The sequence below is a fragment of the Psychrobacter sp. AOP7-C1-14 genome, assembly GCF_052376135.1.
Taxonomy (GTDB): domain Bacteria; phylum Pseudomonadota; class Gammaproteobacteria; order Pseudomonadales; family Moraxellaceae; genus Psychrobacter.
This window is the reverse complement of the sequence record NZ_JBQSVH010000002.1, coordinates 187,605-202,434: the sequence shown is the minus strand read 5'-3', so window position 1 is coordinate 202,434 and position 14,830 is coordinate 187,605. Positions and strand designations below refer to the sequence as shown.

The 14,830-nt window shown below is 43.2% G+C and carries 10 protein-coding genes; 6 read left to right on the top strand and 4 right to left on the bottom strand.

Features of this window, described 5'->3' with window-relative positions; all coding sequences use genetic code 11:
* Window positions 1-75: 75 nt before the first annotated feature.
* From recF to ACT3QN_RS03610, 3 genes are all read left to right on the top strand, one after another.
* On the top strand, window positions 76-1,287 hold the full coding sequence (gene recF, locus ACT3QN_RS03620; protein WP_444528932.1) for a DNA replication/repair protein RecF: 1,212 nt from the start codon (window positions 76-78) through the stop codon (window positions 1,285-1,287).
* A 479-nt stretch (window positions 1,288-1,766) separates the two neighbouring features.
* Window positions 1,767-4,379: a DNA topoisomerase (ATP-hydrolyzing) subunit B gene (gene gyrB / locus ACT3QN_RS03615; protein ID WP_444528931.1), complete on the top strand. Its 2,613-nt coding sequence runs from the start codon at window positions 1,767-1,769 to the stop codon at window positions 4,377-4,379.
* 132 nt (window positions 4,380-4,511) lie between these two features.
* A complete protein-coding gene (locus tag ACT3QN_RS03610) occupies window positions 4,512-5,138 on the top strand; it encodes a manganese efflux pump MntP (RefSeq protein ID WP_444528930.1) in 627 nt (208 codons plus the stop codon).
* Between the two features lie 243 nt (window positions 5,139-5,381).
* Here ACT3QN_RS03610 and rlmF read toward each other — a convergent pair whose 3' ends face one another.
* Complete coding sequence (rlmF, locus tag ACT3QN_RS03605; protein WP_444528929.1) at window positions 5,382-6,440, bottom strand: 23S rRNA (adenine(1618)-N(6))-methyltransferase RlmF; 1,059 nt, start codon at window positions 6,438-6,440, stop codon at window positions 5,382-5,384.
* A gap of 29 nt (window positions 6,441-6,469) precedes the next feature.
* Entirely contained in the window at window positions 6,470-7,243 is a 774-nt protein-coding gene (locus ACT3QN_RS03600; protein ID WP_444528928.1) for a LysE family translocator, read from the bottom strand.
* A 245-nt stretch (window positions 7,244-7,488) separates the two neighbouring features.
* Between ACT3QN_RS03600 and ACT3QN_RS03595 the strand changes: the two genes are divergently transcribed.
* Window positions 7,489-8,289 carry a crotonase/enoyl-CoA hydratase family protein gene (locus ACT3QN_RS03595; protein ID WP_444528927.1) on the top strand — a complete coding sequence of 267 codons (801 nt, stop codon included), beginning with the start codon at window positions 7,489-7,491 and terminating at the stop codon, window positions 8,287-8,289.
* A 193-nt stretch (window positions 8,290-8,482) separates the two neighbouring features.
* Here ACT3QN_RS03595 and ACT3QN_RS03590 read toward each other — a convergent pair whose 3' ends face one another.
* A complete protein-coding gene (locus tag ACT3QN_RS03590) occupies window positions 8,483-9,121 on the bottom strand; it encodes a hypothetical protein (protein WP_444528926.1) in 639 nt (212 codons plus the stop codon).
* Window positions 9,122-9,556: 435 nt separating this feature from the next.
* On the opposite strand from ACT3QN_RS03590, the gene ACT3QN_RS03585 reads away from it, so the two are divergent.
* Window positions 9,557-10,738, top strand: a complete 1,182-nt coding sequence (locus tag ACT3QN_RS03585) for a MalY/PatB family protein (protein ID WP_444528925.1) — start codon at window positions 9,557-9,559, stop codon at window positions 10,736-10,738.
* Window positions 10,739-10,844: 106 nt separating this feature from the next.
* On the opposite strand, the gene ACT3QN_RS03580 is transcribed toward ACT3QN_RS03585, so the two are convergent.
* Window positions 10,845-12,704 (bottom strand): BCCT family transporter, encoded by a 1,860-nt coding sequence (locus ACT3QN_RS03580; protein ID WP_444528924.1) that lies wholly within the window; start codon window positions 12,702-12,704, stop codon window positions 10,845-10,847.
* A gap of 459 nt (window positions 12,705-13,163) precedes the next feature.
* Here ACT3QN_RS03580 and guaA point away from each other — a divergent pair, with 459 nt between their 5' ends.
* On the top strand, window positions 13,164-14,774 hold the full coding sequence (gene guaA, locus ACT3QN_RS03575; protein ID WP_444528923.1) for a glutamine-hydrolyzing GMP synthase: 1,611 nt from the start codon (window positions 13,164-13,166) through the stop codon (window positions 14,772-14,774).
* The last annotated feature ends 56 nt before the right edge of the window (window positions 14,775-14,830 follow it).

The following is a 14,830-nucleotide window of genomic DNA, read 5'->3' as shown; positions in this document are numbered from 1 at the left end:
TCCAGTACTGAATATAAATTTTAGTAAACTTTTGCCTGCCATTTTAGCGGGCTTTAATGGGCGGCTATCGATACCATGATTGAACGTCTACAAATATCTCATCTTAGAAATCTTACTCAACTTAGCTTACAGCCTGCTGCTTGCAATGTTATTGTCGGTGCGAACGGTAGCGGAAAAACCTCTTTGCTTGAATCTATATTTTTGTTATCAAGAGGTAAGAGCTTTCGCCATCACCAGCCTAAACGCTATATCCAGCATCATCAAAAAAATACAACCGTTCATGCTAAGCTCAGTGATAGTCGTACTTTGGCTATTCAAAAGCAAGCAGATGCTACGACTGTCTTACGTCTCAATCAGACCACTGTTTATAATCAGAGTATCCTGACAGAACAGCTACCTACCTTACTCATAGATCCATCAACAATGGATATGTTGGAGCAGGGAAGTGCGAGCCGTCGACAGCTGTTAGATTGGTTGGTGTTTCACATGAAACAAGGATTTCATCCACAATGGATGGCTTATCAACGTCTCATAAAACAGCGCAATAGTTTGCTAAAAAGCACTCGTCACTTAACCCAAGTACAGTTGGCTGAGCTGAAATCATGGGATAAAGGATTGAGTAACCATGCTGCCTTGATTCATCATTATCGTGAACAAGTATTTACTGCATGGCAACCTTATTTTGCCAAGAGTATCGTACAGCTATTGCCATCTTATGCTGAGCAACTGAGCTTGAGCTACAACGCTGGTTATGACACTAGTATCGCGCTAGATGTGCAGCTTAATGAGCGGTTAGAGCAGGATTTGCAACTGGGATATACCCGTATAGGCAACCATCGTGCTGATATTCATGTGCATTGGCGTTCTGATGCATTTATAGAAGATCAAACGACAGATACTAAAACAGCAGCTTTAGGACATAGTGTCCAAACCAAATTACCGACTTTGAAAGAGCAGGCAGCCAATGTGTTGTCTCGCGGTGAAAAGAAGCTACTGATCACGGCATTGCGTTTATCGCAACTACCATTATTGCTAAATGATAAAGAAAGCAGTAATTCACTTAATGATGATTTATCATCGAGAGCGACACCTGTTGTGCTGCTAGATGATATTACTGCAGAGTTGGATGATAGAGCTATAGGAATACTTCTGTCGACCCTAGCTAAACTCCCTTGCCAAGTATTTATGACTAGCCTGACAGATGATATTTTGCCCTTAGTCAATGAACTTTGGTCATACCCAAACGTGTTTCACGTGAAACAAGGTGAAATCTTACTTACTGACTAATATCTTATATTCTTACCTCTCATTCTTTGACCTGACAGCGACTAATATTTTTCCTAAAAGCTACTATGCTAAGACAACCTTCTAGAGGCTGTAAAACTCTCAGTAAACAGTGACTTAGCAGCAAAAAAATGTTAAAATAACCCTTTATTTTTGTCCTGTGCTCAGCAATTGATTGGATAGCATCTTAAGCAAGATTTCTATTTTTCTATTTTATGTAAATACTTGATAAGGATGCATTTTATTTATTTTTCAATAGTTTTAATAATGGCTAGAAGAACAAAGACTATTACTAATAAATAATTTGCTAATTTGAACTCTGTGCGGCCTTTTTTAGGCTAACGGTGGTTAGTGTTTTAACTGCTCATATGCACTCTAGATTATGGATAATAGATGTTAATTTTAAGATGCTATTATGAAGTGCATTTTTTATAAATGCGCTAATTATAAATGGCTGATTATGGCTAGATTAAGGAATGTACATGAGTGATTCATTACCTATTGACCACGAGCAATTGATAGACGACAGTGCTACTGAAGCTGCTGTGCCTACTGTAGTTTCAGAAGTATTACCTTCTGATTATAGTTCTAAAGATATTCGCGTGTTGCGTGGGCTAGAGGCTGTACGTGTGCGCCCTGGTATGTATATCGGTGATACCGATGATGGCACAGGTTTGCATCATATGGTCTTTGAGGTAGTGGATAACTCTATCGATGAGGCACTTGCTGGTCACTGTGATCAGATTGATATCGTTATTCACGAAGATGAGTCTGTCAGTGTGATGGATAACGGTCGCGGTGTGCCTGTTGATATTCATCCAGAAGAAGGTGTATCAGCGGCTCAGGTTATTATGACTGTTCTACATGCGGGTGGTAAGTTCGATGACAATAGCTACAAAGTGTCAGGTGGCTTGCACGGTGTAGGGGTATCAGTAGTTAATGCTCTCTCTCAAAAGCTTGAGATGAATATCTGGCGTGAAGGTTATCACTATCATCAGACTTATACTGATGGTGTGCCTGACAGCGATATCAAGCAGATGGAAGCAACCGATAAAACAGGTACACAAATTCGCTTCTACCCCAGTGCCGATGTGTTTACAGGTACAATCTTTGAGTACGATATCTTAGCAAAACGCTTACGTGAGCTATCATTTTTGAACTCTGGTGTGCGTATTGTTTTGACTGATGAGCGTATTGATAAACGTCATGAGTTTGAACACAAAGGTGGCTTACTAGAGTTTGTCAGCTATATTAATGCAGGCAAAGATGGTATCAACGAAGTATTCCACTTTACCAGTCAGCAAGATGACGGTATCAGCGTAGAAGTCGCGCTACAATGGTCAGATACTTACAACGAAAAAGTATTGTGTTTCACTAACAATATTCCGCAAAAAGACGGTGGCACTCACTTATCAGGTTTCAGATCAGCACTTACACGTGGCTTAAATAGCTATATGGATCGCGAAAACTTGTTCAAAAAAGAGAAAGTTGCTGCAACTGGTGATGACGCTCGTGAAGGGTTGACGGCGATCGTTTCTGTGAAAGTACCAGATCCAAAGTTTTCAAGTCAGACCAAAGACAAGCTGGTTTCAAGCGAAGTGAAGTCTGCTGTTGAATCAGCAATGCACGATAAATTCAATGATTATCTATTAGAGAATCCAAGTGCTGGTAAAGCCATTGCTAATAAAATTATGGAAGCAGCACGTGCTCGTGATGCGGCTCGTAAAGCGCGTGAAATGACACGTCGCAAGACGACTTTGGATATTGCAGGCCTACCTGGGAAGCTGGCTGATTGCCAAGAGAAAGATCCTGTACTTTCAGAACTCTATATTGTGGAGGGTGACTCTGCAGGTGGCTCGGCTAAACAAGGTCGTAGTCGTAAAACGCAAGCAATTTTGCCACTAAAAGGTAAAATTCTGAACGTTGAGCGTGCTCGCTTTGACAAAATGTTGTCTTCTGCTGAAGTGGGTAACCTGATTACTGCATTAGGTTGTGGTATTGGTCCTGACGAATATAACCCTGACAAAGTACGCTATCATAAAATCATCATCATGACCGATGCCGATGTTGATGGATCGCATATTCGTACGTTGTTATTGACGTTCTTCTTCCGTCAAACGCCTGAGTTGATTGAGCGCGGTTATGTATATATTGCTCAGCCACCGCTATATAAAGTGAAAAAAGGCCGTCAAGAGTTATATTTGAAAGATGATGAAGCGCTCAAAGCATATTTATTGTCTTCAACAATCGATAATACTAAGCTGCATATCAGTGCTGATGCACCTGCGATTACTGGGCAGGCTCTTGAAGCACTGCTTAACGACTATAACCAAACGCAGTTGGTCAAAGCACGTTTACAGATTCGTTTCCCAGCGGTGATTTTGGACGCATTAACGCATACACCAAAACTTAGCACTGACATGACTTATGATGAGTCTGCCATGCAATCGTGGAAAGCAGCGATGCAGACTCAGCTTGATCAATTTGGTAGCGATCTAAGTCCTGAGATTGAACTGATTAATATCCATGCGCCGCAGCCAAAAAATATGGATGCAGCCGCAGCAGATCTATTGGGTATGACGCCAGTAGTAGGTAATGAAGATGGCGAAGCGTCAGATAGTGAGGCTTTATCTACTAAGGCCCAATGGCTACCACGCGTCACAGTATATGTTCACCAGTTAGCCCATCATTATCTGTTAGATGCTAGCTTTATTAACTCAGGTGAGTATAGCAAGTTGTTACGTTTATCAAGCGAATGGAACACACTCCTTGAGGATGATGCCTTTATCCGCCGTGAGAGTAATAGTGGTAGTAAAGATATGCCGATACGAGACTTTGATTATTTGTGGCAACAAATGATGGTCGATGCGCGTCGTGGTCTATCCGTTCAGCGCTATAAAGGTTTGGGCGAGATGAATGCGGATCAGTTATGGGACACCACGATGGACCCTGAAAACCGTCGTATGCTGCGTGTGTCTATCGAAGATGCCATTGCTGCTGATCATATGTTTACCTGCTTGATGGGTGATCATGTGGAACCACGCCGTATCTTTATTGAAGAAAATGCATTGACCGTTTCTAACCTTGATATCTAATCTTGGACCTTAAGTTTGATATCCTAGTTTAGGACTTGTTCTAATAGCATGTAAAAATACCGCTTTGGATGCCAAAGCGGTATTTTTGTTTCACGTGGAACAAAAAATCGACTATTTTATGAGAAAAACAAAATGATTGAGGTGATACTGCTCGCTATCGCGCTAGCTATGGATGCGTTTGCAGTGGCGATCGGATTAGGTGCTAAATCACAAAAGCAAAGTCATTATCATATGCTGCGTTTGGCTGTTTATGCTGCCTTGTATTTTGGTATTGCACAGGGCATGATGCCGCTTATAGGCTACTTATTAGGTGCAGCACTGTTAGGTTGGTTGGCAGCGGCTGCGCCTTGGATAGGTGGTCTTATTCTTATAACTCTCGGCGGAAAAATGCTTTACGAAGTGTTCTTTGGAGTTGATGAGGCTAGTGATGTTGATAACAGTGCAGAAAATAAAGAGATTGAGGTAGATGCTGATACTGTCTTAGTCAACAGTACCGTGCAAAAACAGATTAGTCAGCGTACTTTATTTACACTCGCCATTGCGACCAGTATCGATGCGATGGCAGCGGGATTTACGCTCAACTTATTGGCAATGAATGCTTGGTTAGCTTGTCTGATTATTGCCATCGTTACCGCTGTATTTGGCTTACTTGGTGTTTATCTAGGGTGGCGCTCGGGGACGCGGTTAGAAGATAAAGCAGAAGCATTGGGCGGTACGGTACTTATCTTAATTGGGCTAAAGGTAATGTTTTTTGGTTAAATTTCCGCTAAACGGTGTCAATATTTTCATATTTACTGCGAGTTTTTCCTTGTTTAGCATTAATTTATCTCGTTTTAATGCTCATAACCTAATTGATAACACGCTCTGACTTTAATAAAGATTGGCCTTTATTAAAATTAGTCGTTGTAACAATTAATCCTTAAAAAAAGGCACCGCTTTGAACTTCAAAGTAGTGCTTTTCTGTTCCACGTGAAACAAGGTGTTAGTAGTCTTGTTTAGTGATTACTCTTTATCGGTGTCGAAACGCCATGCCAATACACGTGTGCTTTTTTGGCCTTGGCTCATCTCAATGATTCGCATTTGAGTGACATTCAATTGCTTTAGTAGCAGCTGTAACGGCTTCACGTTTTCAGATTTTGAGACGAGGCTAGTAAACCAACCGACATGCTCTGCAAAACTCTGACTTTCTTTTATCATCTTGGTTAAGAAGGCAATCTCGCCACCTTCACTCCACAGCTCTTTGTGTTGACCACCGAAGTTTAGGTTTTGAGCAGCATTGCCTGACTTGGTTGAATGACGACTGATTTGAGGGCTTTCGTTTTTACCGCGATGGCGTTGCAGGTTATGCTGCTTACGACTATTAGCTTCCATTGCTTCTTCTAAAGACGCATGAAACGGAGGATTACAAACCACGATATCAAAATAATCTTGACGACCGATGATGTTTTTAAAGATGAATTTAGGCTCAGGCTGGAGCTTTACTTTAACTGAGTTTTTTAGTTTTGGGTTTGACTCACAAATCAACGCTGCGGTATTGACCGAAATAGGATCAATATCGCTTGCGGTAAAGCGCCAGCCATAACTCTGGCTGCCAACGATAGGATAGATGGCACTAGCACCAGTACCGATATCAAGCGCGTGAATCTCTTTGCCTGTCGGCGGTGTGTTATCAGCATTTACGTGAGTGGTTTGCGCCAATAAATCCGCGATGTAGTGAATATAATCTGCACGACCGGGGATAGGCGGGCATAGATAGCCTTCAGGAATATCCCAAAACTTAATCCCATAATAGTTCGCCAACAGTGCTCTATTGAGCACGCGCACAGCCTGATGATCCGAGAAGTTAATCGTCGACTCACCTTTAGGGTTGGTAATCGTATGTTCAGCAAGCTCGGGTAAGGCGCGAGTCAGTACCGCAAAGTCATAACGACCTTGGTGCGGGTTGCGTGGGTGCAGCTGACCGAGCTTTTTTGCGGTCGCAGGAGATCTGTTTCTGTGCTTACTGTTCGAGGGATAACTGGTCATAGTGCGTGGCTTTGATGTTTGAATATAATCAACCATTTTAGCAGATTTCGCCGCAAACAAACGTTTTATCGGTTACGTAAAATGAGGTTTAATCCCAATACTATCATCGCTGTACCTAATACGCGGTCGATCCAATGCTCAAACCTTTGAAAGCGGCGGTGAATAGCAGGGATAGAGAGTAGCATAACGACTGTGCTAAACCATGACATCTGTAAGATCATCATCCATACGCCATAAATAGCCAGTTGCCAAAGCGGTATATCAGGCGACAATACAAGCGTAAAGATGGCGACGAAATAGACAGGCGCTTTTGGATTAAAGACATTACAAAAGAACCCACGACGCAACGTAGCAAAGGTTGATTCGCTATTACTCGGTGATTTTTCGATAGTGGCTGCTTTAGTTGGGAGGGTGTTTTGGCTGGTGAGCGTATCTTGTGAAAGGTGATCGCTGGAGCTCACCTTTAAGTCTGCGCTCTCTAATGGATCTGCTTTTTCTAAAGGGTGCATTTCTTTTAAAAGATCAGCTGTGGCTAAATCTGCTGGTTTTTTGGGCTTGGCTTGGATACCTTGCCATCCCAAATAAATCAGATAGCCGCCGCCCAACCATTTAATAGTAGTCAATAACGGCTGCGAGTGAGCAATGACTGTCGCCAGTCCCAATACCGAGTAGATAATATGTACAGCAAGGCCTAAGGTAATACCGAGACTACAAATCAAACCAGTGCGTCGACCTTTTGCCAATGTCTGCTGCGATACTAAGACAAAGTCAGGCCCTGGTGAGGCGGCAGCGAGTAGGTGGACGCTAGTGATAAGCAAAAAACCGTGCCAAAATTCCATAAAATGCTCTGAGTGATGTCTTAAGTTTGATAATGGTTACACTGATCGCAAATAAGGTCAACTGATATTGAATTGCGCTTTATTCGTGGCAGTTCTGCTGCTTGTGTTATAGCGCGAGGGTGTCTATATTAAAAGTGGGTCTATCGACAAAATTCTGTGAATAAAGTATCAATATTTAACTATACAACCACTCACTATGAAACTACCCACTATAAGACAATGATTATTTGAACAAGGATGAAACCATGACTACGGACAGTAACAGCACAGACAATCGCATCACTTATGACACGCAAGGCCATGTTTGCCTTATGGGGCTCAATCGTGCCAATAAACGTAACGCCTTTGACAGTCATATGATCGGGCAGTTGTCTGATGCGATGACTCGCTACGAACAAGACGACAACTTACGCTGTGCCCTGATATTTGCCCATGGTGACCACTTTACCGCTGGGTTGGATTTGGTCGAGTTACAAGACAAGCTAAACGATGGCGTGTTTGAGTTTAATGACGAGCAAATCGATCCATGGGGCATCAGTGGGAAACTGCGTACTAAGCCTGTGGTTGTAGCGGTTAAGGGCACGTGCTTTACCGTAGCTATCGAGCTGATGCTAAACAGTGATGTGGTGATCGCCAGTGACAACTGTAACTTTGCCCAAATGGAAGTCCAGCGCGGCATCATGCCATTTGGCGGGGCAACGGTACGCTTCGTCGCGGCGGCAGGCTGGCAAAAAGCCATGCCTTATCTACTTACTGGTAAAGCATTCGATGCTCAGACAGCTGATAGACTGAATCTGGTCAGTGAGGTAGTAGCTAATGGGTCTGAGTATGAGCGCGCATTAACGCTGGCACAAGAAATCTGCAAAGCTGCGCCTTTGGGCGTCAGAGGTACATTGTCATCAGTGCAAGATGCGAGCCGTAATGGGGCAGCGACCGCATTGGCTAATATCCATAGCTATCTGCCGCCTTTATTTTACTCCGAAGATGCCAAAGAAGGTGTAATGGCGATGGTTGAGAGACGTGAGGCTGAATTTACTGGGCGTTAATACTAATATGGTTTAAGAGTTATTTCTCATACGCAAAAGTTAAAAGGTCGATATGTGGAGTTATCTTTTAAATTTCCGTAAAAGTCCTATTTAGTCGAACGTATCACCCAAAAAAACCTCGCAATCGCGAGGTTTTTGATTTTAGCTAGTATGACTGACTACAACAGCGTCAGTGTTGACCACTCAACTATAGTTATTTAGCCTTTTGGTAGTAATCAACCATCATCGTACCTAGCGTACCATTGTCATCGATAGTGACGATTCTGACCGTACCTGATTGTGCTGCGGTACTTGACTGCACTTGTCCAGCGTTACCTAAGACGACCTGGTTGTCTTTAGATGCTTTTGCCTCATTGCCGATAGCGATACTGTTCATACCGCCTGCCATAGATTTATTACCGACCGCGACCGAAGTTGCGCCTTGTGCTGCTGCTGCTTCACCGACAGCAGTCGAGCGAACACCACTAGCATCAGCTAGATGACCAAATGCCTGTGCACGTTCAGCAGTAGCTTTTGATTTCCAGCCGATAGAGGTTGAGCCTAGCCCTGCAGCATTTGCTTGACCACCAACGGCAGTAGCTGAGTTTAGACCTGCATTGGCTTGACTGCCGATAGCGACGGTATCGTTGGTACCACCAGCCATTGCCGCTTCACCAAGCGCGATGGCAGTACTACTAGTAGCACTTGCGGTAGTTTGGGTATCTGACATTTTATGATCAGCGCCTGTTGCCATAGTTGTGCATGCCGTAGTTGCGGCGATAGCTAACGTAATCGCACCAACTTTGAGCGTTGTACTGTTAAGTGCTAGGTTTGATAGAGAGTCCATTTTCATTATGCATAGTCCTGTAAAAAAGCCATAGTAGCTTTAGGGTGGGTTTATAAGTGGCTTGATATTATCAGATAAATATAGTCAATCTTATATAAATGAAATACGTTGTCAGGTTTGCTTAGCCTACTATTTTTAGCAGTTACACTTACCTTCCTTGCATCTAAATTATCTTGAACCGACTATAATTATCATACGGTGATGACATTAGTTCCATTTAGTAGTTTAGATTAACTATACACTTTTTACATTAACTTATAATGACAGATCAAGCAATAAGTACTCTACACCTTCAAAAAGTAGTTAAGCGGATTATTCAATAGTCATGGTTTAAAACACGCCAACTATTCGTCTATCTATACAACAACCATAAAGCCATTGGCGATGACACACTTCATGTTGTACTCTAAACCACTATTTTTATAATTGAGAAGAAACCCAATGCAATACAACTTTGATGAAATAATCGATAGAAGTAATACAGGTTCACTCAAGTGGCACTATACCGATGACACGATTCCGCTATGGGTCGCAGACATGGACTTTAAAGCCGCCCAGCCCATTTTAGATTCAATTGATCAAATCGTGCAGCACGGCATATTGGGCTATACCAAACCTACCGATGCCCTGTATGACTCAATTATTCAGTGGCATGGCAGTCGTTATGATTTGCCGCTGAAAAAGCAGAATATATTGTTTTCCCCCGGTGTCGTACCCAGCCTAGCGTTAATGATGAATGTCTTTACCGAAGTAGGTGAGGCAGTGCTGGTCAACGATCCTATTTATACGCCGTTTATGAGTAAGGTTGAGCAGAATGGTCGTCGGCTCATAATCTCTGCGTTACAAGAGGTTGAGGGTAGATATCAGCTGGATTTGGCTGATATCGAAGCCAAAATCATCGAGCATAACGTTAAGCTTTATCTGCTGTGTAACCCGCAAAATCCAGGCGGGCGCGTATGGACGACAGGTGAGTTAGAAGCACTGCTTGCGATTTGCAAAAAGCACAATGTGGCGATTGTCAGTGATGAGATTCATCAAGATTTGGCCTTGACTGGTCATACGTTTACGCCATTTCTAACCCTAGCTAAAGGCTATGAGCATAATGTAGTCAGCCTGACATCGATGACCAAAACCTTTAACATCGCAGGTATCAAAGGCTCTATGATATTTGCGACAGACGAAGTATTGGTCCAAAAAATCAGCCAACAGCAGCAGTTAAATGACGAGTACGAGCTGAATCTATTTGCTTATACAGCGATGCGTGTGGCTTATGAGCAGGGCGGTGAGTGGCTGACGCAGGCGCTGAGTTATATTGAAGCCAACATTGAGTTAACGGTGCAGTTTTTAAATCAGCACCTGCCTAAGATTAAGGTCATGCGTCCAGAAGCTTCGTACTTGATTTGGATAGATTGCTCAGCGTATGGTCAAGATGATCAAGTGCTATATGACACACTGCGAGCTGCCAAGGTTGAGCTGAGCGCAGGATATAAGTACGGTGAGGAAGGGCATCTTAAAATGCGTATTAATGTGGCCTGTCCTAGAGCATTGCTACTCGAAGGATTAAATCGTATGCATATGGCATTGAGTGAGACGACATTGGGCGAGTCATCCGAAGCTATATAATTGACTGATATAGCGGACAAATAAAAAGGCTGGACTATCGATATAGTCCAGCCTTTTTTAGTGTTTTTGAATAATATCAAACGGCAACCATTATGATGCTCAATGATTAACTATTATTTTCAGGGTTCTCCGCATTTTCAGTATCCTCACGCATCTGTTCCCACTCTTCATTTTGATGCAGGACTGAACCCTCTAGTGCTTCTGAGGTTTCGCCTTCTTCCCACGGCGCATTGTCAGGTAGCTCTTCGATATGGATAGTTTTGACACTGTAGTCAGGTTGATACTCAAGATCATATCGAGCGGCTTTAATCACAGATATCATCATCATACCCAAAATAATGATGAGCGGTGCACCAGCGAAAATAGACGCGGTTTGTAAGGTTTGCAGATCTCCTAAGAACATCAAGGTAGCGGGTAATAAACACAAAGTGAATGCCCAGAACAAACGATTCCAACGATGCGGCTCGTCATCCACTTCTTTTTGGACGACAGACGCCAGTATATAAGAGATAGAGTCAAAGGTTGTGGCAGTAAAGATAATCGATAAAAAGGTAAATACCGCGATGACTAAATAAGACATCGGTAAGCTATTTAAGATAGCAAAGATGGCAGCGGTTGGAGATTCGTTATTGAGTACCGCCACTACATCGACCGCCCCCGTCAACTGTAAATACAGACCGTAATTGCCTAAGATAACCATAAACATGGCACAGCCAAGCGAGCCATAAAACATCGACCCTACTACCATATTACGTATCGTACGACCTCGCGAGATTTTGGCAATAAACAATCCAATCGTTGGCGCAAATACTAACCACCACGCCCAATAAAACACCGTCCAATCTTGCGGGAAGGTTGTGTGTTCAAAGCCGAACTCTGGGAAGTCTTTGAATGGTTCGATATATGTCATCATGCGCGGCATTTCAGTGATAGAGCGCCCGATAGCCTCCAACCCAGTATTCAAGATAAAGACAGTTGGACCGACAACCAAAATGAATAATAAGAAAATGACAGCCAAGTAAAAGTTAATATTAGAGAGCTTTTGGATGCCGCCTTTTAGCCCTTGATAGGCGCTATAAGCAAAAATTATAGTAGTGACTAATAACACGACTATTTGCATCGTGGTGTTACGTGGTAAACCAAATAGATTGTATAACCCTTCATTGATCAGTGGAGATGCCAGACCGAGCGTGGTGGCGCCACCACCAACCATGCCGAAGATAAATAACACATCTAATAGCTTGGCCCAGTTGCTGCTTGCTAGCTTTTCGCCCAATAATGGCATGAGCGTTTGGCTAACTTTAAGTACCGGTTTTTGACGCACATAATAAAAATAAGCGATAGCCACAGCAGGTACCAAGTAGATAGACCAAGCCACAGGTCCCCAGTGAAAAATCCCGTAGGTAGTTGCCCAGCGAATAGCGTCAGGTGAGCCGCCAGGTAAATTAAAAGGAGGACCTTGATAATAATATGCCCACTCAATCAGACCCCAATAAAGGATACTGGCACCAATACCGCCGCAAAATAACATGGACGCCCAAGAAGCGTCTGAAAACTCAGGTGTTTCTTCTGGGCGGCCTAGTTTGATCTTACCGATATCAGATATCACGATGTAGATCACAAACATTATAGATAGTGCGCCAAATGTTAGATAAGCAAAGCCAAAGTTATCTACTACAAAGCTGCGGGCTAGGCCTACCCAAGCCTTACCCTGCTCAGGGAACAGTATCAAAGGTATGGCGATACTAAAAAGGATAACCAGCACCATAAAGAAAGTGAATTTATCGATACGAGTATCAGGTACGTGGTCAGGTCGCCACTGTGGTACTGACATGCCGACATCAAACGTACCTAAGTGCGGAGGACTATGATGCTTTGATCGCGCCTTTACGTAATCTGGCAGGTATTCTTTTGAGAGTTTGCTTGTGTCCTTATTTGGATTTTGATCGTTATTCGTGTTGCTCATGTTATTGTCTCTTTATATTTGACGTTACTGTTTTAGCTTGATCAGCTCTCCTAGAATTAGAAATTCCTTTTTTTGTAAATGTTATATGGCCCATTATAAACATTGGGGTATTCAAAAAATTATTGTCGTCTACAGTGTCTGACCAGTTAGACAATACTAGACAGGCACTATTGTATGATTGCTAATTCAATCGTTATACCTACAATCAATAGTAGATTGATGATAGGTATAGTAATGGCAAATGGAAGATTTTGTTTGATTGGTTTCATATATCACCCTAATCAATAAGTTTTAGTTTTCCTTAACACTGGTCTTTCGACAGGTTTATTTTCCCGATTTTATTTTTCATGAATTTAAATATTTATGCATAACTGTTAATAATTAACCATCTAATAGCCAATAGAGGGCGTAAACTTGTTAAAATAGGGCACCAATTTATCTATTGATGGATATCGATTTATGACCACTGCTGCTGCCACTCCTGCAATCAAAGAAGATCGCATCTTAATCCTCGATTTTGGCTCACAATATAGCCAGCTAATCGCTCGCCGTGTGCGCGATTCTGGGGTGTTTTGTGAGATGTTCCCTTATGATATCGATACTCAGCGCATCATCGACTTTGGCGCAAAAGGCGTCATCCTGTCGGGTGGCCCTGAGAGCGTTCACGCAGAAAACAGCCCACGTATCAATGACGCGGTGTTTGAGCTAGGCGTGCCAGTATTAGGTATCTGCTACGGTATGCAAGCGATGGCAGATCGTTTTGGCGGGCAAGTTCATGCCAGTGATATTCATGAGTTTGGTGCTGCGACCATTGATGTCACTGGTCATTCACAGCTGACTGACGGTATCGAAGACAGCAAGACTGAAGGAAACGCATCTAAACTCAATGTTTGGATGAGCCATGGCGACAAAGTCATCGAAGTACCTGAAGGTTTTGATATCGTTGCTAGCACGCCAAGCTGTCCAATTGCGATTATGGGCAATGACGACAAGCAATATTACGGCCTACAGTTTCATCCAGAGGTAACGCATACGCTACAAGGTCAAGAATTGCTTGGACGTTTCGTCCATCAGATTTGCGGCTGTGCAGGTGATTGGACACCAGACAACATCGCTGATATGCGTATCGCCCAGTTAAAAGAGCAAATCGGTGACAAGCAAGTATTGCTAGGTCTATCTGGCGGTGTCGATAGTTCAGTGGTTGCTGCGCTATTGCATAAAGCTATTGGTGATCAGCTGACGTGTGTGTTCGTTGATAATGGTCTACTGCGCCTGCACGAAGGCGACCAAGTCATGCAAGTCTTTGCCGAAAACATGGGTGTAAAGGTTATCCGTGTTGATGCTGAAGATTTGTTCCTAGATGCGCTAGCAGGCGAGTCTGATCCAGAGAAGAAACGTAAAATCATCGGTAAAACCTTTATTGACGTATTCGCTGATAGCGCGCGCCAAGTGAGTGAGCAGAGCGATGGTAAAGTCGTTGAGTTCTTGGCACAAGGTACGATTTATCCTGATGTCATCGAATCTGCTAAGTCACATCAAGGCAAAGCGCATGTCATTAAGAGCCACCATAACGTAGGCGGTTTGCCAGATGACTTGGCATTTAAATTGATTGAGCCGTTGCGTGATTTGTTCAAAGATGAAGTACGTAAGCTAGGTATCACGCTTGGCCTACCTGCCAAAATGATTTATCGCCATCCGTTCCCTGGTCCAGGTTTGGGCGTGCGTATCCTTGGTGAAGTTAAGAAAGAATACGCAGACGTGTTGCGTTTGGCTGATGCCATCTTTATGCAAGAGCTTGAGCGTTCAGGCTGGTATGACAAAACTGCCCAAGCATTTGCCGTGTTCCAACCCATCAAATCAGTGGGCGTGGTCGGTGATGGCCGCCGCTATGCATGGGTAATCGCGCTACGTGCAGTTGAAACGGTAGACTTTATGACGGCTCGCTTTGCGCATCTGCCGTATGATTTGATCGAGACGGTATCGAACCGCATTATGAATGAAATCGCTGACGTATCACGCGTGACGTATGATGTGTCGAGCAAGCCACCTGCGACGATTGAATGGGAGTAATCACTCCTTAAGTATCACTGTTAGCTATAGAAAAAGCCCACGATAGCGTGGGCTTT

Coding starts and splice junctions, on each gene's coding strand:
- ACT3QN_RS03595 (WP_444528927.1), top strand. CDS start 7,489: ATGACTACGGACAGTAACAGCACAGACAATCGCATCACTTATGACACG.
- ACT3QN_RS03610 (WP_444528930.1), top strand. CDS start 4,512: ATGATTGAGGTGATACTGCTCGCTATCGCGCTAGCTATGGATGCGTTT.
- rlmF (WP_444528929.1), bottom strand. CDS start 6,440: ATGGTTGATTATATTCAAACATCAAAGCCACGCACTATGACCAGTTAT.
- ACT3QN_RS03590 (WP_444528926.1), bottom strand. CDS start 9,121: ATGAAAATGGACTCTCTATCAAACCTAGCACTTAACAGTACAACGCTC.
- ACT3QN_RS03600 (WP_444528928.1), bottom strand. CDS start 7,243: ATGGAATTTTGGCACGGTTTTTTGCTTATCACTAGCGTCCACCTACTC.
- ACT3QN_RS03580 (WP_444528924.1), bottom strand. CDS start 12,704: ATGAGCAACACGAATAACGATCAAAATCCAAATAAGGACACAAGCAAA.
- guaA (WP_444528923.1), top strand. CDS start 13,164: ATGACCACTGCTGCTGCCACTCCTGCAATCAAAGAAGATCGCATCTTA.
- ACT3QN_RS03585 (WP_444528925.1), top strand. CDS start 9,557: ATGCAATACAACTTTGATGAAATAATCGATAGAAGTAATACAGGTTCA.
- gyrB (WP_444528931.1), top strand. CDS start 1,767: ATGAGTGATTCATTACCTATTGACCACGAGCAATTGATAGACGACAGT.
- recF (WP_444528932.1), top strand. CDS start 76: ATGATTGAACGTCTACAAATATCTCATCTTAGAAATCTTACTCAACTT.